Raw genomic sequence first — 24948 nt, 5'->3', positions numbered from 1 at the left:
CAGCACTCAGTTTCATAGCGCTTGCCCATCAATAGAGAGCTGCCCTGTATCTGTTTCGCTATTATCAGGTGAAGCCTCAGATACGTCTTCCTCCGTTGGCTCCTCCATGGATTCAGGGGCCTCGAAAGATGCTTCCTCTACTGCCTGTTCACCTGGAAAGATGATGTCGGTGGTATCTTCAAAGAAGATAATCGGTTCCTCAGATTCCAAGGCAGATTCCTGTTGTTGTTCTGGGGCAATGTCTTGCAAGCCAAAGCCATCGAATAGGCTATTAATCTTGGCTGACACACCTATATAAAAACCACTGGCTGTGCGATTTACACCAAAGTCGTCATCGTAGGCACCGCCACCACTGTAGCCTCCATAGATGCGCATATCAGGTGTGGGATAATAACCTGCTTCGAGGGCATAGCCAATCTCACTGTAGTCTCCAAGACCACCAAACCATCGGGCTTCACCACTAATATCCCAGCTGTACCCTAACCGATACGTCGCCCTCATCTGAGCTAAGTGTAAGTTGTTGTTAGAAACAAAGTCACCGCCCACATCTGCTGGTAGATTAATTCGGGTCTGGGTTGTGCGGAAGGCATATTTGCCGTAGAGTTCCCAACGCCAGTTGGGGGTATAGAGGGCTTCTGCTGAGAATAAATGTTCAGAGGTATCAATGCTGCGACCAAATAGAGCGTTAGTGGGTAACGTGTTGGGGTTGATGCGATGCTCGTAACGGAGTAAGGCATTAAATCGGTCGTCGTTAGGGTCACGATACGCTAAACCCAGTTTCAGGTTGCTAGTGGTGCCAATGTCGCTGATGTGCTGGTTTGCAGCTCTATTCAGTTGATAATTGAACAGAGCGCTGACGGCTGGTGTTAATCGTCCTACAGCTGAGGCATTGAGAACGGTATTGGTGCCCTGGGAAGAGTCACGGTGCTCAAAGCGGGCGCTGGCTTGTAGGTCTGGGTTGTCTGTATAGGATAGTCCAACACTATAAGTATTAGCATTGATGGTGCCGAGGGATGAGCCACCTGTACCTACAGCAAAGGGCTGACTAAATTGAGACCCTGCGGCTGTTCCACCGAAGATGCTATTAAACGTGCGTTCGTAGCCTAAATCAAGCCGTAAACCAGGGGCTAGATTAAAGCCATGCTCAATTCCGACAGCTCCACCCAGGTGTTGTCCATCGATGCTGCTAAAGCGTCCTCGCAGTGTGGTGTCTTGGCCCAAGGCATGTTCTCCAGAGAGATCAACAATGGTGTAGGAGTCGCGATCGCTAAAGCCATTGTCACCATAAAAGATTTGTCCCAATCCCAAATTAATGCCAGGCATCACTTCCCAATCGAGACCAAAATAGGTGCGACTTGGGTAAAGCGGATCGCTATCGGAGGAGAGATTCAGCTCATTTTGGGCACGCAGTGTTAACTTATCGGTTAAATGGGTGGTTAGTCGGGTACGCAGTTGATCGGAACTAGCGCTTAAGCGATCGGGGTTAGTGCGGTCGGTGCGATCGCGATGAATCCAATCAAACTCCAGATTGCTATTGCCTAGCCGCTGTGCCAGACCTAATGAATAAGTGGTGAGTGAGTTATCCACCCGTCTGCCGGGTACCGGGTCTTGGCCTGGTTCTAACAAATCTTCGAGATTGATTAATGGTCGTGGTGCTACCCCATCGTTATCCTCATGGTCAAACTGGGCACGAATCGTCGTATCGCTGCTGACTTTGAAATTAGCTTGGGCACCGTATCGGGTTTGTCCGGGCACAAAGCTAGTGGTGGCAGCGTTGGTAAAGCCTGAATCAGTAGAACGCCAATAGGCCCGACCATTTAACCAGTCACCCACTGTGCCATCTAACTCGACGCGATAGGCGGAACCACTAATGGGACCAGACAGGTCAAAATCACTTTCTGAATGGGCAATCTCCGCCACCAGACGACTGCTTTCTCCCAGGGAGAACTGGGCATCGGCACCAAATAAGGTAAAGTCTCGATTTCCCTGGTTTTCTCGCAGATAGGATGCGCCGAACCAGGATTCTTGATTGAGTGTACGATCAAAATTGTACTGTAGTCGCCCAGCCAGAATATTAGTATCTGTGTCGTCCCCTTCAAACTGATAGGTGACCACAATGCGGCGTAACAACACTGTACCAAATTCACCAATTGCCGTTTGGGTGACTGGATCGTCAAATAACAGAGTGCCGCGATCATAGTCGATATCATAATCTGTGTTGCGATAGAGCCGCTCTCGATCGACAATGGTACCAGGTCGATCGAGTTCTTCGGTTTCGATATAGACTTGTTCACTACCGGAAATGACTAGCCGCCGTGAGAGGAAATAAAGACCACTGGTGCCATCTGGAGCAATCGTATCGCGTTGGAATCCTTCAACATTGTCGCCATACAGACCGGTAATGGCCAGATCACCCAGGTTATAGTTCAGCTTAAAACCATGGAGCTGTCGGGAGGTAGAGGTAAATAGCTGGGATGAGTTAGCAAACTCTTCGGTGTTGTAGTCCCCCCACATAATGTAGTCAGCAGTTGCACCTTCGACCGGTGATGTTCGTTCTAAACGCAGGTACAAATTGTCGGTGGAAGGGGTGGTAACATCCAGTGTGGAGTCATCACCGTAGACAGGGTAAAGATTACTACAGCTGCCTGAACTTTGACGGAAAAGAGCTGTTTCTCCACGACAATCTTCATTCAAAGGTCGATCGCTATTAAAGGCCCCCGTCAACAACCATTCACCCAGGTTCCCCATGGTAAAGAGAGAAGCGTCTAGATCGAGGCTGTAGTCGTTATCTCCATCTGGGGGCAAGAAATCTCGCAGACTGCTGTGGAAGTTAGTACCCCGTGCCCCCCATCTCAGGTCAACAATACCGGTGGCAATACTGGGGCGTTGGGGAGTGATAAACTGCACCTGGTTAAAGGCTTCCAGACCATTGGTGGTGGCTTGTAGTTGGACCATATGGGATTCCAGCGATGATTGTAACTCTGCTGAAAAGCGTCCACCTTTGGCTTCTACCTGGAACCCTGGCTGATCCGGGGCATGGTCTACACCGACAAATTCACCATCAGTCGATTCAAGAGTAACAATTGCATCCCAGTGAGAGACATTGCCATGGCTGTCAATTAAGCGACCTTGTAGTGTAGCCGTCGATCGCCCATCGGCTGGAATCTGAGACTCCCGAGAGCGAAGCGTCATCTCTACCGGAGCACCTCTGACCTCTACATCAGTCGACTGTAATATGCTCCCATCACTAGGATGCACTACTGTGATCGTATTGTTACCCTCTGCCAGGGCAACACCATACCAGGTCTGGGTGACTAGACCTGTAGTGGGGTTAGACTCTGTCCGACCAATGAGATCGTTGCTAACTGCCTGAGCATTTACCTGTAACTGAATATCAGCCGTGGCTGGAAAGCGAACAATAACTGTGATTGCAGGGACATCTACAACGCTGCCCACCGTTGGATTTAAGATTTCAATCTGATCGCTAGAAACAGCTTGGGATAGATCTGGGCTAGGTCCAAGCAGATCTTCTATATCCGCCGATTGTTCTGATACAGTCACATTTGTTTCAGGGGGCGTTGGAGAAAATAGCTCAGGTTCAACGGTCTCAGGTGTCTCCGTAAAAGATGGTTTCGCTTCAACGGAAGGTGAGGTTGAGAATTGTGGCCTAATTGGGGTTAGGGATGGAGGAGATTCAATGTTTATGTTTTGGGCCTCTACCACCGACTGCGTTGGTGACTCTGCTGATTGCTCGTCTGATTCCTGGTCATCTGACCCCTGGTTATCAGCCAGCACTGTAGGCGAGATCTCAGGGGAGGATAAGTTAGAAAACTGAGGAATGCCCGAGGTTAATGATGGAAAGACTAATGTGGCTGTGTCACCGCTTTCTATAGCTGTACTGCGAAGAGATAGTCCGAGCAGATCAGGACCTGTTTTGGAGGATGAGAACTTTGGCTCTAAAAATGTTTCAGAACCTGCTGTGTTTGGCATATCTCCATGGAGAGAGATAGCCGTAAAACTGCTAGGAATAGCTTCATAAGATGAATTAGGTGAAACAGGCTCAGGTATATCCTGGGAGGCATAGGCCCAACTATCAATTGATACTGCTGATAAGGCAACTGAGCTAGCTAAAACGCTCCAATAATAAACTTTAGGGTGGCGAGTTAATGACATTATTTAGCTTCCTCCTGGAACGTGGGCGTGACGCCAAAGTTCATGCGAACCATGCCACCGGGAGCAATATTCACCATCCGAGACTGGCTGTTGCGTTCGTTAAAGTAAAGGTTGGGGGCCAGGGTATAACCGGGTAAACTTGTTAAGTCTAGAACTCCACTGCGAGTACCTGGTAACATACACTCTACGGAGTACAAACCATCGGCGTCGGTAACAATCCGGTTGCCATCATCTAAGAAGACTACGGCATTGGGGATACCGGCCTCACCTGGCTGCTGTTCACCATCAAAGTTTTTATCAACAAAGACGCGACCAATTAATGTGGCACAATCTGTGAGAATACCTGGGTCAATGACGAGGCGATGAATGCTGGGACCATCTTGCACAAAGAATTGATTGTCACTACGTTCAGCGGAGACGGATGCGGAGTTTTCGCCATCACCACGCAACGCATCGGGGGTAACGCGAACAGCGTAGAGAACGCTCATGCTTGCATCCACTGGTAAAGGTGTGGTGGTTGTAAAGATGATTTCAGAACCCGAGGCTTGAGCATCCAGAGCAACAGTTTGTTCGTTAAGTACGCCTGTAACGGACTCCGGAATGAGTTGAAATCCTTGGGGAAGAATATCCTCAACGGTAATAGATTCGAGCTCAATATCGGTTAGATTGCGCAATTCTAATCGATAAACAACGGTATCGCCTGGTTGTGCTGCTGCTCGATCAGCTGTTTTTGTAATGCTAACTTGGTTGGGATCACACATCACCATGCCAAGGGCCAGGGAGAATAAGTTTAACCCTTGGGTCTCAGCATTAAAGATTTCCACAACAGTTTCGCTAACTTGGCTGCCGCCACTAGTCCCGATGGGAATACCATCTAAGGCGGTCGCTACATAGCGAATAATCGAGTTGTTAACACCACCGGTGCTGGTAACAAGTTCTAACTTGATGCGACGCTGAGGGAAAACAGAATCTGCTGGTGGATTGACCACTAAAATGTATACAGCATCCGTACTGGTTTGGGTTAACCCTGTATTGATCGGACTTTGTAAGGGGGTCTGTGGATCAAATAAGAAGTTATATTGTCCGGCATCGGCATTGGTTAAGAAAAACGGATTGCTGTTCTCTATGTTGGGAGCTTTACCACCCGGAATTCCATTGTCTTCAATGTCGGGAACCTCTGTACCCGTGAGTGGAACAATGGGACCTAACTCTAAACCACTAGCATCGGGCTCATATAGAGCAACGGAGAAGCCGTCATAGTTGGGCAGCAATTCTCCGTTGCAGCCTAAAATTTGCCCCAGTGGATCGATCAAACTTGCAGTTTCAACAACAATCTCTGCAGATGTGCCACCAAGAGAGATGTTGCGCTCAGCATCTCTATAACTAAAAGCAGCTCGGTTATTGATTTCAGCAGCTCTTGCGATCGCAATAAATGGTGCCTGACCAAAGCTGCCTGCCAATAAGACAGCTATCATTCGATGCATCCAGTTGCGCCAAGCACCTGGTTTGGGTTTAGGTGGTTGGGATAACTTCATTTTTAGCCTCAAACCTGATGAATATTTAAAGAACTAGCGGTAATTGCAGTTGTTACTTGGTGCAAATTTGCCAGGGAGCACTGATGCGATCGCAACAAGATTTATAGAGTAAGCACGACAATTTTTAAGGGCTTATGCCCTTCATGCATGTTTGCAATCTTGTCAGACACTTTTAGGAAAGGACTAGCTGGCTGAACATGTCATAGAAATCTTGGCTGTTAGACCCCGATATCCCAGACTGTGCCATGACGTGAGCTTTCGACCTGGGCTCAAGTCGAAGGGCTCAGCTGAACTACACAAGGCACAGCCCATAAAAAATGGTCTATCTTGAATCGGGTTTAAGGAATTTACAAAATCCTGGTTACTTGTCCCCGATCTCGCAGAGCAATCACAAGGAATGACCTCTACGAAATTGTCCATTTTTAACTGGGTTTACTGAATTTGGATTTGGTATCAGAAACCAAGTACTCACCTATCCTGCTAGGAAGAATACCTTGCTCAATGTCTAAGATGTGCAGTCTATCTTCTGAGAGTAACTGAATGGCAGAGATTCCTTTGACCTCAGGGGTTAATCGTCAAAGGTAAAACTGTTAATAAGTTCTTCAGAGAGATATGGGTAGCAATAGAATCCCTAATTGATTCTCCTGTAATAATGAGAGTATTGCTCGATGTAGAAGAATCGTTCTGGAATGAAAGATTTTGTAGGAGGAGAGTTCTCAACTCTCCTCCTCAAGTTTGGGGTTACTGAACCTTCACGTTATAGAATGCTTTAACGGCCTGGGCAGAAGCGAGATCATCGCTAAAGTTCCACTGCACATGAGTATACATATCAGCAGGGGCAGGCTGTTCTTCAACCGTACCATCGGGCAATGTAACTTCGACCATGGGCTCAGCCACAAAGCTCTCACCACCATCAATGCTATAGATAATCTCAGCATTGCCATCAACTTCAGCAGAACGCAGCTCATAAACGGTCTGAGCAGGAATAGGCTGAGTAATGGACAATCCTTTGGCTTCTACATCACCGGAGTTAGAGCCATCTACGGTATAGCGTAGAACATCATTCGGCTGCACAGTGACTTTACCTTCAAGGGCTTCCCAAGAAATTGTCTCTTGGCCATTAGAATTAAGTTCCACAACCTGCTTTGCGGCACTGAGGGTCAGTTTGACCTCAGGACGCAGAACAGCCTGGACAATAGCATCGGTAACATCTTGCAATTGTGCCAACACTGGCTGATTCATTGCAAATGGAACTGTTCCCACCAAGGCAAGGGCACTTAAGCCCAAGAACAAACGCTTCTTTGCAAAAAGACGCTGCATCATAATTACTCTCGTTTAACTTCAAAGATTTTGCAAGGTTCAAGGTTTGACCTTGGAGCAAGGGCTAAGCTCTATTAGATCATTCCCTTGCTCCAGGGAATGCATCAGACTTAGTTAATACGACGTTCAAACTCAACGTAGCCAGTCTCTAAGGGCTCAATATCACCCTCAATGTCAAAGGCATACTTAGTGCTGTCTGTGTTATAAGACGTCCCTGAGATTTCAGTCGTTGGTGTAGCCGTGTCTGGGTTAAAGGCTGGATTACCAGTCGTGCCGCCGCCGTCGCACACTGGACCACCACTGTAGAACACGACACTGCCTGTGGAGCCATCGTCTAGATTAGTTAAATCCACGGAGCTGGGAACATGACGAGTATCCAGGTCGCCATTTATGTCATTGTCAAAGGCCCAGTTATTGGCGTCTGCAACTGCACCGGAACAACCCAACTCAGTGCCATCCTCAAGGATAGTCAGGTCAGAGGCTGTCAATAGTACGTTGCCCTGCATGGGTGCAATCTCAGTTTCAGAGATATTACGGTAAGTCACCCGATAGCGGATATGGTTACCAGGGGCAGGATTACCCGAGACTGCGGGACCATCTCCCTGAACCACCTGAGCAGTCTTTACTAGCTCCAGGAAGCCTGTGTAAACACGGTCGATGGTGACGTTGGTGGTGGTTGATGCATCTAAACCGGTATCAATGCTAGCTGGATCACTCGGATCGGTGACCTCAGAAACGCCGACAAAGGTGGCTTCAATGGGTACGGGGAAGCTATCGAGCTCGTCGATATTCGTGGGATCGTTGGGTAGATCTACCTCAACACCGTAGTCAAATTCGTCGTCACCACCGGGAACACCATCATCGGCCCGTAGGGGAACAATTATATCTGGGTCGGCTGGATTGCTCTTAGACCAGGTGCCAGTGGGCTCATCGTACTCGTATTCAACCCGAGTACCATCAGGAGCGATAATTGTGGCTGTCGTCTCATCGGGTAAGTCGGATGGATCCTGAGGTGCAATGGGCTCTAAACGGACCCAACCATCTTCAGTGGTGTTGACTGCCGGATCGGGGTCAGTATCGTTATTGGCTACCGTATTGGTAAAGGACACAACCGGTGGATCACCATCAGAATAGGGTGCAGACTTATTGGTAAAGTCATCGTTGGTGCCAGTGGGACCCACTGCATCAGGGGCACCGTCAGGACCATTCAGGATATCGGGCTCAGGTTCTGATACCAGGGTGACAATGATAGCTTCACCATCACCGTCGGTGTTATCTCCGGTGTTGTCATCACCGGGAACGGTGGGGGTGTCACTACCGGGGTCTACGCCTTTCTCTAGGAGATCAGAAGGATCGCCAATGTGGCCATCGTCTGGTGTGAAGCCCTCTGGTAGAGGTGTGCTGGGGTCATCAATCACTTCAGGATTAAAGTCACTGAAGGTATCCGTATCAGGATCGTAGTTACTGGGGGTGTCATCACCAGATTCATCCAGTACGGGGAAGCTGAGGGACTCATCTTCTGGTGTTAATGGATCATCTACTGCACCAGAACCGACAACCTGGGCAATGTTAGCAACGGTCAAAGGTGTGGCGGTGGGGTCAACGCCGTCAGCCACAACTGTGATTGTGAACCCAGTTACTGCAGGATCGGTGATTGCGATCGCTGTGTTAGCAGGTCCGATGAAACCGACACGTGTTGTTGCCGCTGCTCCTGGATCAGCAATGGTCCAAGTCGCCTCAAGGGCTGTATCAGTAAGCGGATCGGAGAGGTTACTGGTGGAATAAACAACGGTCCAGCCACCAGGCGCGGTTGCGCTTTGTAGCGATGTGCCAACTGGAATGGCATCGGACACCAACACATGCTTATCTGGCAATCCATTAATGCTAATGGGCTGTAGATCCGCTGCGATCGCATTACTACCTGTCGGCATAGACGCCTGATCTAAAACATCAACTTCCAGGTTGTAGGTAATGGTGTCGTCTGTTGGACTGGCCCCATTAACGGTATGGCTACCGATAGACTTCTTAATCTCAACCAAAGACTGTTGTAGAGGATCTTCACCAATGGTAATTTCACCCGTAGCACTGGCTTCACGCTCACCGTTAGCCGGAGCATCAGGCCCTGCTTCAGAATCAGTTTGACCAGGAGTATTGCTGGCTAACGGATCCGTGTCTACACCCGCTGCACCTGTTGGATTGGCCGCATCAGTTGCATCGTTATCATCGGTGAAGACGCTACCACCAGAGGAATCGTAGGGTTGGTTTTGGCCGTTACCAGGGGTGTCACCATAGGTCACGGTAACAATATCATCATCTTGGGCACTGGTGGAAACCTGAACAATTACTTGGACATCAAAGGACTCACCCGGTTGGACATCTTCAATATCTGTCCGATTGCTAATCGTTTCTGTTGCAGGGTCAAAATTGCCGTCCTTGTTAAGGTCGGCAATAATGCTAACCACACTGTCTACGGGACCAGTGAAGCCTGCTACCGCAGGTAAACTAATGTCAGTTTCGTCGTTACCTACGTTAGTAACTTCAAAAATATACTCTAATTGTTCACCAGGTCCTGGTGGATCTGCATCTGGAGTAACTTCTTGCGCAGCCGTGTTAACAACCGTGATACCGGCAATCTCAGCGACTTCAACCGTTACTGTGTTAGACGTAGAGGTTTGCGGTGTGCCATCGGGATCACGATAGGTGGCAGTGGCAGTGTTACTAATTTGTGTGCCAGCAGCAGTCCCTTCTGCCAACACAATACCCACTAGGTTAAACACACCGCCAATGGCAAGTGCGGATGCAATAACTGGCTTGCAAAGCTGCCAGCTCAGTTTCTTAGACTGTTTATTCTTTGTCATTATTTCTGAGAACCAATGAATAAATTGAGCAGGTTAGAGAACCACTTTCTTGAAATCAAAGGGCTTATTAGGGGGCAGCGACAGATAATTAAGACTGGAACTACTCAATGTGAGGGGCAATTCAGTAGTTCTAGACTCAGGAGAATAAAACTCAAGTATACATAAGAGAGTTTTTTGCCTAATTTTCTAAAATTCCCTAGACTTTCTACTAATAATTGATTTTGATTATTAGAGAGATTTCAGGAAGAATCCGTCCAATTTGTATCAAATAAAAAGAGTTTTGTAGACTTGTTTTTCTTGGTAAAAAAATGAAGATCTATCGCTCTTTTTATTTGTGATTGAACCTCCGTATATATTGGATACCCTTTTCTGTAAAATTTGTAGCTAAGTCACATCACTTATTTTGACAGCTAAAATAACGTAGTTTTACAGATAGGAATATGACTTTTTTGTGGGTTTAAATTATCTTTAAAAGCAATGGCAAATATCTTTGAGATCCTACGTAGGTGTTCTTCCTTGTTCCTTTATGAGGAGGTATCTTTTGTCAGGATATTTACTTGGTATCAAAAAAAGGCGAACCCGTTTAACGGGTTCGCCTTTTTATCGTTTGGTGATATTGTCGTTTTTCTCTATTCAACTTCAAAGGGGGGAAAACTCACGATATATCGATAACCATGATTGGATGAACCTTGAATCATAATTTCACCGCCATGGATATCGGTTAGCTGTTGACTCAATAGTAGACCTAATTCTTGTCGTAAATCGTTAGGTGTAGAGCCTTCTGTTAGGTCGTTTGTGTTCAATGGAGACAGGTTCTCTACGATCTCAAATCCATAGGTGGTGTCTAACGGTTTTGTCGAGGACAAAAGTTTGTTTTGTTGCCCCCAGCTTAAGACTGATTGAGGTAAGTCATCTCCTAGCCATGGATTAGAGACCCATATCGCCAGAGTTAGACGCTCGTCTTTGCGAGAGATGTGGAGACGTACGGTGCTACCGCTAGTGGAGGCTTTAGTAATGCTGAGGATGAGGTGATAGAGCAATTGTTTAATAATGCGTTTGTCAAGCACCCAGATGCGCGATCCTGGCTCTACTGTTAGATTAAAATTGATTTCTTGCTGCTTAGATCTTGTCTCAATGGGTTGGAGGCTTTGCTGAGCTAGCATTTCAATGTCTACGGGAGCGAGTAGTAACTCCCAGGGGGAATTGTTGAGTGCCCCTAATTCCATAATCTCATTGGTTAACGAGAGTAGGTTTTGACTGCTGTGTAAGACAATGTTTGCATATTCCTGTTGTTTCTGAGTCAGTGGCCCATAAATTTCTCGGCTTAACATGCTAGCCATGCCGGTGATGGCCGTTAGTGGGGTGCGTAGATCCTGAGTAAGCTGGGACATCAAGTTTGTGCGCAGGGTGTTGATGCGACTTTGGCGTTGCTTATCTGAGGAGGTTAAATAGTCGTTGTTTTCTGTAGGTTGTTGAATCTTTCCATCTTTTAGCCAGCATTGTTTCTCATATTCACTCATTGCCCATCGTGCATTGAGTTCTAGGATCGCTAAATCTTGTTGAGTATATTGATGTGGCATGATATCCATGACCTCCAATGTGCCAATGCAGCACCTTTCAGACGTCATGAGGGGCACCCCTAAGTATGCTTGGACACCATATCTCTGTACCAAAAGACTTTTTCTAAATGCTGGATGTTGAGCGACATCCGATAGCATCAATGACTGACCACTATCTACTACCTGGATGCCAAAGGATTCTATCTTTGGCAGTTCACGGGTAGCAGCTAGCTGATTCATTAACCCTAAGCTAGATAACCCCATGGTGGCTTTGAATAGTTGGTTTTGTCTGTCAAATACACTAATTAAACAGATCGGGGCTGCTAGCAAACGAGAAACGCTTTGGGCTGCTTCTTCAAAAATAGGAATTGGCTTGGATGTATCCAGTCTAAGTTGTTCAATGATACTTAGACGTATTTGCTCTCGTGCCATGGGGGGCGTTCCATCCAGTGAACATACGGGTCGATGACCAATGGGTTGTTGACTTGGCTGACTATTTGTTGCAGCTGGGGTAACGCCGTAGTGCATTGCAATACTACTAAAAGGGTGGGATCTTGATGACTACATCGTTCCCGAAACTTTATGTTATTGAACGTTAAAGCCCTATAAAACAAGTAATTTGGATGTTTTACACTGAATCTTTAATCAACTCTTTAAATCGATAACACTATCCATTGATTAATGAAGATAGGGTACTCGACATGCTGATGATGAATACGCTAAAGACGCTGTTGTATGGATACATAATCTATGTAAGCTGAAAGCGTTAGTAACAGCTTCTATGGGTGGCTTGTACAGGACTGCGAATGGCCGGGGTAATGTGGTGTAAAACCGATGCCATTGGTTAGTCATTAGCTAATCAATTTGATAGAGTCTGAAGCGATGGAGCATTGATAGAGCATTGGGGTAGAGTGGTATAGCCTGTCTGGAGCCTCAGACCCCAGGGGTTAATCGTTTGATGTCAACACTTTGGGACGTTTACTATGCAACCTGCCCTAGCCGTCGGCACTCTTTTGCAAAATCGATACCGTATTGTCCGGTTGCTTGGTCAGGGGGGGTTTGGGCGAACCTATCTAACCAAAGATCAGGGACGCTTTGAGGAGGAGTGCGTAATTAAGGAGTTCATGCCTCCAGCAGGGGGCGATCGCTTTTCGAGTAAGGCGGCTCAGTTATTCCAGCGGGAAGCCGAAATTTTATATCAGATTAGCCATCCTCAGATTCCTGAGTTTCGTGCAAGTTTTGAGCAGGATCAGCGCTTATTTTTGGTCCAGGAGCATATTGAAGGCCTGACCTATCGGGAAATTTTGCAACAGCGGCCGGGACAGGCATTTTCGGAAACAGAGATCCGGGCTTTTCTCGGACAGTTGCTACCGGTTTTGGCTCATATTCATGCTAAAGGCATTATTCATCGAGATATTAGCCCTGACAATATTATTCTGCGACGCAGTGACCAAAAGCCTGTACTAATTGATTTTGGTGTTGTTAAAGAAGTCGTCACTCGCTTACAGACGGGGACAACGGCTGTGCAAGCGACAACGGTAGGGAAAGCGGGATATGCCCCTAGCGAACAGCTACAGTCAGGGCGAGCTTATCCCAGTAGTGACTTATATGCGCTGGCTGTAACTGTTTTAGTACTACTGACGGGTAGAGAACCCCATGAGCTATTTGACGATACGACTCTAGGTTGGAAATGGCGGTCGTTTACTCAAGTCAGCGATCAGTTAGCTACTGTGTTGGATAAAGCGTTGAGTTATCGGCCTGGCGATCGCTATCAATCTGTCAGCGATATGGTACAGGCATTGCAAGGGGGGGTGGCTGCGCCTGGAGCTCCTCAAAGTCCTGTGGCCAGAGGGCAGCAGCAATCGCCAATTTCTGAGATGCGTACAGTTGCAGTGGGCAGCCCCATGGCGACTACAGGGGTTCCAACTCAGTCAGTGCCCGCGTCTCGTACCCCTAAGACGCGGGTGGTAACGTCTACACAACGCCGGGAGACCATGGATAATCCATTGGTCTTAATTGCCCTATTTATAGGTGCAATCATTTTGGCGGGCTTTGGTGGTTGGGCTGTTGTTAATTATGTATTAAAGCCTTCTCCACCCGATGTATCAGATGGTGGGGTCCAACCTTTGCCGTTCCCAGAAGATCTAGACGATCAGCCTAGTCAGCCTGATGCGCCGACTCCTGAGCCGTTAGACCCACCAATTGAAGATGGGCCAGCTGACTATACAACTTCACTCGCTCTAGCTGTTGGCGATCCGAAAACTGTTGAAGGAGGAATAAAAGAAGGCGAAACCGTTAACTATCAAATAGAGGCTGAGGCGGGTCAGATCCTGCGGGCAACGATAGAAGGTGAGGGTGTGGTGTTTTCGGTATTAAATGCCGAAGGAAAGGCATTACGTGGTGCTCGCCAAGTGTTGGATTGGGAGGGAGACTTACCAGAGGATGGTCTTTATACAGTACAGATTCAGACGACTCGCGGTAGGGAACAGGGAACCTATGAGTTAGGTGTTGCCCTGGAAGGTCTGGCTGATGATGGGGAGACAATTGATGACACAACTGGTGATGAATCATCATCGACTGATCCGTCTGAGGGAGAGGATGCTACGGACGATGGCTCTAGCGATCAGCGACCTGATGAAGAAGAGGGTGGCGAAGCAGACGTGCAAGAACAGGTATCTACCCAGCGAGTTCAATTTCCTGAAGGGCAGACGGGGACACTGTTAGCCAATTCAGTCGGACCCGGTAGAGTGCAGCGCTACATGGTGAATGCCAACCAGGGACAGGTCATTACCGTGAAAATTACTCAAGCCAGTGGTCCTGTAACCTTCGATGTGACTTTTCCGGGGGGAGAAGCGATTGCTGAGGCTGAAGGGGTGTTGTATTGGAACAGTGTTTTACCTTTGGGAGGTGATTATGCTGTAGATGTGCGAGCTAGCAGTGAGGCGAACTTTACCTTGGATGTTCAAATTGTTGGCCAAGGAACCCAGAGCCCTTAGGGTAGATATTGCCTTTATATTGAAGAAAAATCGTGGGGTGGGTACGACCTACCATTGTGTGAATAGTGAGTGGATTATTAATTGCAGCGACGGATACGGAGTGTGGCAAGACGGTTTTAACCTGTGCGCTGATAGCCTACTGGCAACAGTATTGTGCGTCGCGTCGCCTGGGGGTGTTAAAACCAGTCCAAGCCGGTGAAGGTGATCGTGAATTATTCCAGCAAATATTTAATCTGGAGCAATCGCTTGATGATTTAAACCCTGTGTTTTATAGGGCTCCATTGGCACCGCCGATTGCAGCAGCCCTAGAAAATACGACGGTAGATTTAGCCCCGGCATGGCAACGTTATATGGTTCTAGATAAAGAATGTGATTGGGTGCTGGTGGAAGGTTTAGGCGGTTTGGGATCTCCGGTAACTAATGAGCTGCTCGTGGCGGATCTGGCCGCAGATTGGCGGTTGCCAGTGGTGTTGGTGGTGCCGGTGAAATTGGGTGCGATCGCAGCTACCGTCGCCAACGTAGCCCTCGCCCGTCAACACCGGCTGCAGCTTCAAGGCATTGTCCTGAATTGCACGACACCTGAAGCCGAAGATAAAGTGGAGCAACTCACCCCACCAGAAATGATTAGCAACCTCACCCATATTCCAGTGCTGGGGGTATTGCCCCATTTTGACGATCCAACAGACTTGGCGCAGCTGAGTGCAGCTGCGCGTGGGCTGCGCCTTGAAGCCATCATGCCCCAGCCATTTTGGGTGGCTTAATCGTCTTGAAAGGCAGTGTTGGAACCAGATATGGGTGGTATACAGCTTCAGAAGACCTAGCTCCGCCAGAATTTATATACTGAGCTTATACATGTGTCTGCTAAGGTCCTATGGTTTCAACGCTGCCTGCCAATACGCGAATTTCTAAAGCTCCGCCTCAGGTGCGGGACAACATTAAAACTCTGCAATCGCAATTGGTAGAGTGGCGGCGTCATCTACATCAGCGCCCAGAACTAGGTTTTGAAGAGACCATAACGGCTGACTTTATTACTCAGCAACTTACTCGGTGGGGCATTGAACACCAAACTGGCATTGCTAAAACCGGTATTGTCGCTACTATCCAAGGCTCTCGCCCTGGTCCGGTGCTGGCGATTCGAGCTGATATGGATGCTCTGCCCATACAAGAGCTGAACCAGGTGCCTTATCGCTCGCTCCATAACGGTAAAATGCATGCCTGCGGCCACGATGGTCATGTCACTATTGCTTTGGGGACAGCCCATTATCTAGCGCTGCACCGCGATACCTTTGCCGGAACAGTGAAAATTATTTTTCAACCTGCAGAAGAAGGGCCTGGCGGTGCCAAACCTATGATTGAGGCTGGCGTGCTCAGCCAGCCTGAGGTAGACGCTATTATTGGTCTGCACATTTGGAATAATTTACCTTTGGGAACAGTGGGTGTGCGCAGTGGCCCACTGATGGCCGCTACCGAATATTTTCACTGCACGATTCAAGGGCGTGGAGGGCATGGGGCTTTGCCACATCAGACCGTTGATTCTATTGTGGTTGGGGCACAGGTTGTGACTGCATTACAGACCATTGTTGCCCGTAACATTAGCCCCATTGAGTCTGCTGTTGTTACCGTCGGAGAATTTCAGGCTGGCACAGCGGTCAATGTGATTGCTAATAGTGCACGTCTCAGCGGCACTGTGCGCTACTTTAACCCAGAGTATCGAGACTTGTTGCCAGAGCGCATGGAAGCCATCATTGCTGGAGTGTGTCAGGCCCATGGAGCCAGCTACCAGTTTGACTATACTCGCCTGTATCCGCCGGTCATTAATGATGCGGCCATTGCTGAGTTGGTTAAATCGGTTGCCAGCTCAGTCATTGAAACGCCTGCTGGTGTGGTGCCAGAATGCCAGACCATGGGCGGTGAGGATATGTCATTTTTCTTGCAAGAGAAACCCGGTTGTTATTTCTTTTTAGGATCGGCAAACCCTGATTTAAATCTGGCATATCCCCATCATCACCCCCGGTTTGACTTTGATGAAACAGTTTTAGGAACAGGTGTGGAAATATTTGTACGATGTGTTGAGCGCTTTTGCCAACAGAAATAAACAGGTAGGAGCATCGCATGCAATGCTCCTACCTGTTAAACGCCCGATATGGGGAGAATGCGTTTGGCCCACCATTGAACAGTAAAAATTAATGAGAACAACAAATACAGTTCAATCAGAGCAAGCAACAGCAGAGCCTTGTTGGCGAGGTACCCTGGATCTTCGCTTCGCCAATATGAATGGCAGAACTTTTCCTGCCAAGAGTTTCAGCACATCTCCATTACGTATTCAGCGACCTTTTTACCCGGCGGCGGCCCCAGGAAATTGTCAAAGTGTGATTGTCCATACGGCAGGGGGAATGGTGGGGGGCGATCAGCTGGATATGGTGATCACGGCTGAGGCTGATACTCAGGCCTTAGTGACCACAGCGGCAGCCCATAAGGTATATCGCAGTCAGGGGGATTGGGCACAGCAGGCGATTCAGCTCACGGTTGCCAGTGATGCCTATGTGGAATGGCTGCCTCAGGAGCTGATTTTGTTTGATGGGGGACGGTTTCAACAATCCCTGAAAGTAGATTTAGAGCCTGGTGGGGTATGGCTGAGCTGGGATATTACTCGGTTTGGGCGCAGTGCCAGGGGAGAGACGCTGACGACTGGACAGTGGCGATCGCAAACCGAAATCTGGCAGCAGGGTACTCCCCTATGGATCGACCAGCAACAGCTTTTAGGGGGTTCTGAGGTCCTGGGTAGTCGGAATGGATTAGCTGGATATCCAGTCGTCGGTACGTTTTTGTTATTGGGTAAGTCCATTACTCCAAAACATCTCAGTGCCATCAGAACTCGCCTTAATTTAAAGAGCCTAACGGGGTGTGACGCCGGTGTTACCCAATTAGAACAGGGACTGGTGGCCCGTTACCGAGGCTCCTCTAGTCAAATCGCTCGACAGTATTTTATTGATATCTGGCAATATTTTCGAGCCAAAGTGCTGGACCAGAAAAGCTATATACCAAGGGTTTGGGGAGTTTAATCTGCTTTTGTATTGTCAGGTGGGCACAGCCCACCTGACCTATTATTTAGATAACGTTTAGCTCTAAGTTGACCGCAGCAGATCCTGGTTTAATATCTCTGTTGTGGTTAGTCTCCGTCGCATCCTATGCAACTCACTCCTCAAGAAAAAGATAAGCTGCTGATTTTTACGGCTGCTTTGGTGGCTGAGCGTCGTAAAGAGCGAGGGCTAAAGCTTAACCACCCAGAATCCGTGGCCTATATTTCTGCCGCAATTTTAGAAGGCGCGCGCGATGGCCGGACAGTGGCTGACTTGATGACCTACGGCACAACGTTACTGAACCTTAATGATGTCATGGATGGCGTGGCGGAAATGATTCACGAAGTTCAGGTGGAAGCGACGTTCCCAGATGGTACTAAGCTGGTTACCGTACATAATCCAATTCAGTAGAAGACGTTGCATGCAACGTCTGTACATTCAAAATTCGATTGTTTAGGCGTTTTTATGGTTGAGTCCGATGGTTCTGATGGTTTTATAAGTTCTGGTGGTGGTTTTCAGGATATAGACCTGGATCAGGAAAGTCGTACCCATGTGTTGGAGGCGATTGCTGAGGCCTTAGACCGCTATGCGTTTCCAGAAGCGGCGGCAAAAGCTCAGGCAGACATTCGACAACGGCTGAGCGATGGCGGCTACAGTGACATTGTTAGCGGACATCAGTTTGCAGAAACCCTAACCAATCAGCTGCAAACCCTGACTGAGGATCAGAGTATTCAGGTGTATTTTAGTCCTGCACCGCTGCCAGACTTAAATGCTGATACACCACCGACGGCTGAAGAGCTGGCCTATCAGAAGCAACAAAGCCAGCGTCGTAACTTTGATATCAATCAGGTGGAACGACTGTCAGGCAACTTAGGATTTTTGCAGCTCTATGGGTTTGAACCACCCGAATTTGCTGGGGAAACCTTAGCGGCGGCTATGGCCTTTGTGGCGAATACAGACGGCTTAATCATTGACCTACGTTATAACCGGGGTGGTTCGCCGGGAATGGTAGCACTGCTGTGTAGCTACCTTTTACCCGCTTATCCAGCCGTTCACCTGAGCGATGTGCATTGGCCTTCGGAACAACGCACTCAACAAAGTTGGACATCGGCCTATGTAGGGGGTCCGCGTTACCTGGACCGATCTGTCTATGTTTTGACTGGACCAGAAACGGCGACAGCAGCTGAGGAATTTGCTTATACACTGAAACAGCTTGATCGGATTACGTTAATTGGCGAAACAACGGCTGGAAAAGCTAATCCAGGAGCTGGTCAGCGGTTGCATGACCATTTTTGGATGTTCTTGCCCACGGGGCAGGTGCTTAGCCCAATAACGGGTAGAAATTGGGAGGGTAGTGGCGTATTGCCAGACTTTAAGGTACCGATAGAACTAGCCATGAAAGTTGCCCACTATATGGGATTAACCGACTTAAGTAAAAAGCCTGGAGCCCTGGATCGAGAGCTGGAAGCTGCTCTAGAAACGGTGAAAAAGCAACTTGATCAAATGCAGCAAGATTTAATTAGTCAGCTTGGAGGATTACGATAATGTCTGGTAGTTCTACCGTTGTTCCTGGGGAACTGTTGCCCGCAGCAGGTGACATTGAACTTAATGCCGGTCGCCCAACTGTCACGTTAACTGTGGCTAACAGCGGGGATCGCCCCATTCAAGTTGGTTCGCATTTTCATTTCTATGAAGTGAATAATGCGTTGCAATTTGATCGAGATCAGACCAAGGGAATGCGTCTAGATATTCCGGCGGGGACAGCAGTCAGGTTTGAACCGGGGGATGAGCGCTCTGTAACATTGGTTGCGTTGGCAGGAGAGCGTAGAGTCTATGGATTTAACCAACGGATAGAAGGTAGCGTGTAGGACTGCTAAAAAATCAGCACTTTGTTCAGTGACAACACAACAAAACGTTGATTATGTCTGATATGGGGATTAACTCCTTGAATCAGGAAAATGTCTCCTGGATAGAGCTGCAAATTTGTCCACATCCAGAGCTGTCATTGCTTCGTAGAGGGAACGATTAGTTTGGATGTGATGTGAATGCCGATGTGTTCTGTCTCTGGCGGTATCTGGTCCAACCGGGCGACCACACCTGTTAAATGTGTTCTGAGATTAACTGACGTTGACTATGTTACGACTACACCATTTTGCTGCAATTGCTTGCCTGCAAGGGGCATTGCTCTTGGGTAATGTGCCAGTATTGGGGCAAACATCTGATGAAGCTGTAGGGTTACCAGCGGCCATTACGCCTAACTTAGAAGGGATTGTAGACCTTGCAGAGACAGACTTGCCTCTCGGTGTAGGCTACCTATCCCCACGTCGTCGTGCCGGTGTGCAGGCGGATTGGTTGTCGGAGGTGGAACTGCCGCTTTACAGCGAGCCCGGTGGCGATCATTGGGGCTGGATTTGGCAAGGTTGGCTGATTCCCAATGGGCAACAGGCGTTTGCCATTGGTCGTGATGCCAGCTTTACGATGGTTAGTGTAGACCCGCTACTGCTTGCATTTCCTGTGCTAGAAGCCCGTGAAGATGGCTGGTTGCAACTGCAATATACCAATGGTGGCAGTGCGTGGATTCACCGTGAACAATTGGATGATCGCGGCATGGAACTCTCGTTTTATTCCTGGGCAGATCGATTGGCTGAAGCTGATATCGTAGCTTTGAGAAATAGAAATGATGCTCAAGTGTTGCGATCGCAACCCGAACGAGGTCGCAACGTCCTGAGCCTGGTTAGTCCTAGCAGCCTGATCGAACCCTTGGAAGTCAAAGACAACTGGATTCGTGTCCGTGTTACTCGCCCCGCCAATGGCTGTGAGCCCCTAGCGGGTGCTAGTGAGCAAGAAGGCTGGCTACAGTGGCAAAACAACGATGGGGAAGTGTTACTGTTGCCGAGTCGGGACGAATGTGCGGGGTAGAAGGTTAAAAATGTTCGTCATATACTCGTCGGAGCTCCGTAGCTAGCGTAAGCTATCCAGTGGCTTTGTTTTTTTCCTTTAACTCCAGGAGACTCCGATGAGCTACCGCATGGATCGCCGCGCCTATGCTGAAACCTATGGCCCCACCGTAGGAGATCGGGTTCGTTTAGCAGATACGGCACTGGTGATCGAGGTAGAACGGGACTTTACCACCTATGGCGATGAGGTCAAATTTGGTGGTGGTAAAGTAATCCGCGATGGCATGGGCCAATCGCCAATTACGCGGGCTGATGGCGCGGTGGACATGGTAATCACCAACGCGCTGATTTTGGACTGGTGGGGAATTGTTAAAGCCGATATTGGGATTAAAGACGGTCGCATTGCCAAGATTGGAAAGGCAGGAAACCCTTATATTCAGGACAATGTAGACATTATTATTGGCCCCTCTACCGAAGCGGTGGCTGGTGAGGGCATGATTGTTACCGCTGGGGGCATCGACTCCCATATTCACTTTATTTGCCCCCAGCAGATAGAGACGGCCATTGCCAGCGGTGTGACCACGATGATCGGTGGTGGTACTGGACCAGCGACCGGGACAAATGCCACTACCTGTACCCCTGGAGCTTGGAACATGTATCGCATGTTGCAAGCGGCGGATGCATTTCCCATGAATCTGGGGTTTCTGGGTAAAGGTAATAGTGCTCAGCCTCAAGGTCTGGTGGAACAAGTGCAAGCTGGTGCGATGGGTCTGAAGCTCCATGAAGACTGGGGCACAACACCAGGTGCCATTGACACTTGCCTGGCTGTGGCCGATGACTTTGATGTGCAGGTGGCGATCCACACTGACACCCTTAACGAGGCTGGGTTTGTAGAGAACACCATTGCTGCCTTTAAGAATCGGGTGATTCACACCTATCACACTGAAGGTGCGGGGGGCGGACATGCACCAGACATTATTAAAGTGTGTGGCGAAGCCAATGTGCTGCCGTCATCCACCAACCCCACGCGCCCCTATACGCGCAATACGCTGGATGAACACCTAGATATGCTGATGGTGTGTCATCATCTGAGCCCCAGTATTCCTGAGGATGTGGCCTTTGCCGAGTCTCGTATTCGCCGAGAGACCATTGCGGCTGAGGATATTCTGCATGACCTCGGTGCCTTTAGCATGATTGCGTCGGACTCCCAGGCCATGGGGCGTGTAGGTGAAGTGATCATTCGTACCTGGCAGACGGCTCACAAGATGAAAGTGCAGCGGGGGTCCCTGGCAGAAGATTCTGACCGTAACGATAACCATCGTGCTAGGCGCTACGTGGCTAAGTACACGATCAATCCGGCGATTACCCATGGCATTGCCCATGAAGTAGGTTCTCTAGAAGCGGGCAAGCTGGCAGATATTTGTCTATGGAAGCCTGCATTTTTTGGGGTTAAGCCCGAGATTGTGATTAAAGGTGGGGCTATTGCCTGGGCGCAGATGGGTGACCCCAATGCTAGTATTCCAACACCGCAGCCGATTCATATGCGGCCTATGTTTGGTAGCTTTGGCGGTGCGATTGGCAGCACTTCCCTCACATTTATATCTAAAGCAGCGGCTGAGGCAGATATTGCTAGTCAGATTGGTTTGCAGACGACTGCTGTTGCGGTGAATGGTTGCCGTGAGCTGAGTAAGGCGGATATGAAACTGAATGACTATCAGCCCAAAATGGAAGTGGATGCTGAAACCTATGAAGTGCGAGCAGATGGGCAATTGCTCACTTGTGAGCCAGCTGAAGAGCTGCCCATGGCCCAGAGATATTTCTTGTTTTAGGAGATATTTAGAGAAACATGGCTGGTACTATAAAAAAGAAAAATTGATATTTTCCCTAAAATAGCTATGATCTACCTTGAGGCTCACTTTGAAGTCATCAGCGATTAATGTCAGTAAATTCCTAGCTCTAAATCGCCAGCTTTTCAGAGGGAGTTATTGACATCATAGTCATTTACTCACTTGCTAGTCATGTATGCCAGCCATAGTAATCAAAGTGCCAACCTGTATACTGAAAAATCATATGCAGTAGCTTTTCACAAGCGGGTGCTAAGGGCAGATGCTTTTAGGAACATAGTTTCAACACTTTTTTACGCAAGTAGACTTCAAACAGCAAGTTAATTGCATTACCTTTTTTTATTTGTGAGCACTGAACTCACATAGGGTGAATGTTGAATATGTTAATCCCAAAAACGGTCAGTCAGCATCTGGAAACCTAGATATAGTATGAGATCGAATACACGATTTTTCCAAAAAAACACTGAAAAATCTAAACTCTATGGCAGGAAGAAGAAAAAAACTTATGCTATATCTTTCAAAAGGCTCTTTTCTCCGAAAATACTAGCTCTTGGAATTTCTCTTTTATTTGTTGGAACATTGCCACTGTGGGAAAAGATCCCTCTTGATGAAGGGCAAATAGATAATACTGAAAATCAAGCTAAACAAACATTGCCTCAACAATTTAAGTGTGAGCATGGAGAATCCGGAATTAATTATTTCATTTGTAAATTAAAGGAGTCGAGAGTGCTTGCTCCAGTTCAAAATATTGGCGTTGTAATTGCTGCTACTCTCTATGTTCTCGAAACTAGTCAACGCAGAAAACAGCAACATCGTCAAGCCTGGCAGGTTATTGATAGCGCAAGAGATGTAGAGACAAGTGGGGCACGTATACATGCCTTAGAAGAATTAGTAGAAGATGGAGAATCCCTATGTGGGCTTGATGCAGATGGTGCTGATCTAAGAAACATTAGATTATCAGGCGCAGACTTGTCAGATGCATCCTTAACCATGGCAAATCTTAAGCATGCAGACTTACGGCTTACTACCCTTGAGAGAGCAACATTAAATGGAGCCGATCTGTGCGGTAGCAATTTAGAAGGCGCAAATTTGAAAAGAGCTCAACTAAATAACATTAATCGTCATAAGCTAGAAGGTGATCCATTACCACCGAAACAACGTGCTGTAAACCTAAAAGAAACAGATTTAGGTGCTTCTTCTTTACAGGGAGCAGATCTTGAATATGCAATTCTTGAAGGTGCAAATCTGTCAGCTTCCAAGTTACAGTATGCATCTTTTCGATCTGCAAAACTCGATGGAGTTGATTTCCAAGGAGCTGATCTTGAAGGCGCAAGGTTTGCAAATGCTAAAGGGTTATCTATCGAACAACTGAAAAAACAACAGGCAAAAAATTGGAAACAAGCATATTATGACAGAATTATATGCCAGACTCATCCCAATGAAAACCTACTTGAAGATGATGTAAATGATGAAACTTGGAAGTTGAAGCAGACAACCAAATATAGCAAAAAAGATGAAAATCCTGTGGAACTGGAGCTATTGAGCTGTATTCAGCACATGCTTTCTTTGAAAGAAAAGATTCGACACCAAGAAATTCAAAACATTCGTTCCAAGATTGCTGAGTTACGAGTTCTTTTGAATAAGACAGAAGAGGAAATTGAAAAAGGTTCTGAGCAGGCAAATGAATTGGCAAATGAAGTTGTGGTTGCTGTTCAGAGTTTATCGGAATCGGAGGAAGACCCAGCTCAGGTTGTAGCTGTTCAGGATGATATTATCCAGATTCCACAATTAATGGAAAGACTTGATTATTTAGATGGCGGTATAAAAAGGATCAATGAAGATGAAGAAAGAGAAAGTGATATAAGACCTTTTCATGAAGCGGGTCAATGGATAATTTCTAATGTTGAACTTATCTCATGTCGTACGTCTGATGAATATATAAAAGGAATAAAACAGCCTCTCTATGATGCCAGAGAATTTTATAATGGAGTTAGTGATTGCTTAAGCAAACTTGGAAATCATCTTAATAATGTTCATCTTCTGGATAAAATAAAACCTTCCTATGCAGACTTTTCAAATAGTCTTCCAGCTAGTGTTAACCTTGAGGCTCTACATATTATTCTAGGGATAGTTATTCCAGAATTTTTTTTAGAAAAACCTTCAAAAATATCCGAAGACGCATGTAAGGTGCTTGAATGGATTTTGGGTGAAGCCATAAAAGCTATAGATACTTAGTATATTATTATTACTACTAGCCTACATTAGCTAATGAGAACTGATGCTTTTTCAAAAGTAAAGTATGCTTCCTCTCACTTTGGATCGCCACAGCAGGTATGTAAGTAGCTCTTAAAATGATCCTTACATGTCTTATACATGTCAGATTTGAGTTTTTTGGTTATTTCTCTGAACTGTTTATTCTCAAGCAGCTCCTTTACTGTTTGACAAATTTCATCATCTTCGTTGTCTTTGCAAGGTGTGATCCCTGGAGTATTCTTTTTTTTTACATATTCATCTATGCGATTTAATGCATCTTCAAGATGTTGAAAGATTTTTTCCCGATCAACCTTCATATATTTAAGTTGTATAGTTCCTAGCTCAATACGAGCCGCAGCTTCTTCAGGATTAAAATTACTCATAATTACTTTTCCTGTTATGACTAGGTGACTTCGTTCAGTATCTGAATGAA

General features: G+C 47.3%; 16 protein-coding genes. 10 read left to right on the top strand and 6 right to left on the bottom strand.

The window, feature by feature from the left end:
- Positions 1–12: 12 nt before the first annotated feature.
- The 5 genes from QGP82_RS07550 to QGP82_RS07530 form a co-directional block, all read right to left on the bottom strand.
- Positions 13–4173, bottom strand: a complete 4161-nt coding sequence (locus tag QGP82_RS07550) for a TonB-dependent receptor (protein WP_499058156.1) — start codon at positions 4171–4173, stop codon at positions 13–15.
- The gene (locus QGP82_RS07545; protein ID WP_163703077.1) at positions 4173–5708 is read right to left on the bottom strand and encodes a DUF11 domain-containing protein; all 1536 of its coding nucleotides are present in this window, start codon (positions 5706–5708) and stop codon (positions 4173–4175) included. Before QGP82_RS07545 ends, QGP82_RS07550 begins: the two co-directional genes overlap by 1 nt.
- A gap of 741 nt (positions 5709–6449) precedes the next feature.
- Complete coding sequence (locus tag QGP82_RS07540; protein WP_499058154.1) at positions 6450–7031, bottom strand: hypothetical protein; 582 nt, start codon at positions 7029–7031, stop codon at positions 6450–6452.
- A 107-nt stretch (positions 7032–7138) separates the two neighbouring features.
- Positions 7139–9886 (bottom strand): DUF7925 domain-containing protein, encoded by a 2748-nt coding sequence (locus tag QGP82_RS07535; protein ID WP_499058152.1) that lies wholly within the window; start codon positions 9884–9886, stop codon positions 7139–7141.
- A gap of 629 nt (positions 9887–10515) precedes the next feature.
- Complete coding sequence (locus QGP82_RS07530; RefSeq protein ID WP_499058150.1) at positions 10516–11973, bottom strand: GAF domain-containing sensor histidine kinase; 1458 nt, start codon at positions 11971–11973, stop codon at positions 10516–10518.
- A gap of 455 nt (positions 11974–12428) precedes the next feature.
- Here QGP82_RS07530 and QGP82_RS07525 point away from each other — a divergent pair, with 455 nt between their 5' ends.
- The 10 genes from QGP82_RS07525 to QGP82_RS07480 all read left to right on the top strand — a co-directional run bounded on the left by QGP82_RS07525 (position 12429) and on the right by QGP82_RS07480 (position 24497).
- Positions 12429–14441 (top strand): protein kinase domain-containing protein, encoded by a 2013-nt coding sequence (locus QGP82_RS07525; RefSeq protein WP_499058149.1) that lies wholly within the window; start codon positions 12429–12431, stop codon positions 14439–14441.
- A gap of 65 nt (positions 14442–14506) precedes the next feature.
- On the top strand, positions 14507–15202 hold the full coding sequence (gene bioD / locus QGP82_RS07520) for a dethiobiotin synthase (RefSeq protein ID WP_499058147.1): 696 nt from the start codon (positions 14507–14509) through the stop codon (positions 15200–15202).
- Between the two features lie 110 nt (positions 15203–15312).
- Complete coding sequence (locus tag QGP82_RS07515; RefSeq protein WP_499058145.1) at positions 15313–16536, top strand: M20 metallopeptidase family protein; 1224 nt, start codon at positions 15313–15315, stop codon at positions 16534–16536.
- Positions 16537–16627: 91 nt separating this feature from the next.
- On the top strand, positions 16628–17503 hold the full coding sequence (locus tag QGP82_RS07510) for an urease accessory protein UreD (RefSeq protein ID WP_499058143.1): 876 nt from the start codon (positions 16628–16630) through the stop codon (positions 17501–17503).
- 126 nt (positions 17504–17629) lie between these two features.
- Positions 17630–17932 carry an urease subunit gamma gene (ureA, locus tag QGP82_RS07505; protein ID WP_163663928.1) on the top strand — a complete coding sequence of 101 codons (303 nt, stop codon included), beginning with the start codon at positions 17630–17632 and terminating at the stop codon, positions 17930–17932.
- Positions 17933–17986: 54 nt separating this feature from the next.
- Entirely contained in the window at positions 17987–19066 is a 1080-nt protein-coding gene (locus QGP82_RS07500; RefSeq protein ID WP_163663930.1) for a S41 family peptidase, read from the top strand.
- Positions 19066–19389, top strand: a complete 324-nt coding sequence (locus tag QGP82_RS07495) for an urease subunit beta (protein ID WP_163663939.1) — start codon at positions 19066–19068, stop codon at positions 19387–19389. The genes QGP82_RS07500 and QGP82_RS07495 overlap by 1 nt, the downstream gene beginning before the upstream one ends.
- A 259-nt stretch (positions 19390–19648) precedes the next feature.
- Positions 19649–20440 carry an SH3 domain-containing protein gene (locus QGP82_RS07490; RefSeq protein ID WP_490794183.1) on the top strand — a complete coding sequence of 264 codons (792 nt, stop codon included), beginning with the start codon at positions 19649–19651 and terminating at the stop codon, positions 20438–20440.
- Between the two features lie 97 nt (positions 20441–20537).
- The gene (gene ureC / locus QGP82_RS07485; protein WP_499058139.1) at positions 20538–22247 is read left to right on the top strand and encodes an urease subunit alpha; all 1710 of its coding nucleotides are present in this window, start codon (positions 20538–20540) and stop codon (positions 22245–22247) included.
- A 444-nt stretch (positions 22248–22691) separates the two neighbouring features.
- Entirely contained in the window at positions 22692–24497 is a 1806-nt protein-coding gene (locus QGP82_RS07480) for a pentapeptide repeat-containing protein (RefSeq protein WP_499058137.1), read from the top strand.
- A 74-nt stretch (positions 24498–24571) separates the two neighbouring features.
- Here QGP82_RS07480 and QGP82_RS07475 read toward each other — a convergent pair whose 3' ends face one another.
- Entirely contained in the window at positions 24572–24898 is a 327-nt protein-coding gene (locus QGP82_RS07475; protein WP_499058135.1) for a hypothetical protein, read from the bottom strand.
- Between the last annotated feature and the right edge of the window lie 50 nt (positions 24899–24948).

The organism is Leptothoe sp. LEGE 181152, assembly GCF_032906605.1.
Classification (GTDB): Bacteria; Cyanobacteriota; Cyanobacteriia; order Phormidesmidales; family Phormidesmidaceae; genus Leptothoe; species Leptothoe turfae.
Note: the sequence above shows the minus strand (reverse complement) of the source record. Positions and strands in the feature narration are given on the sequence as shown.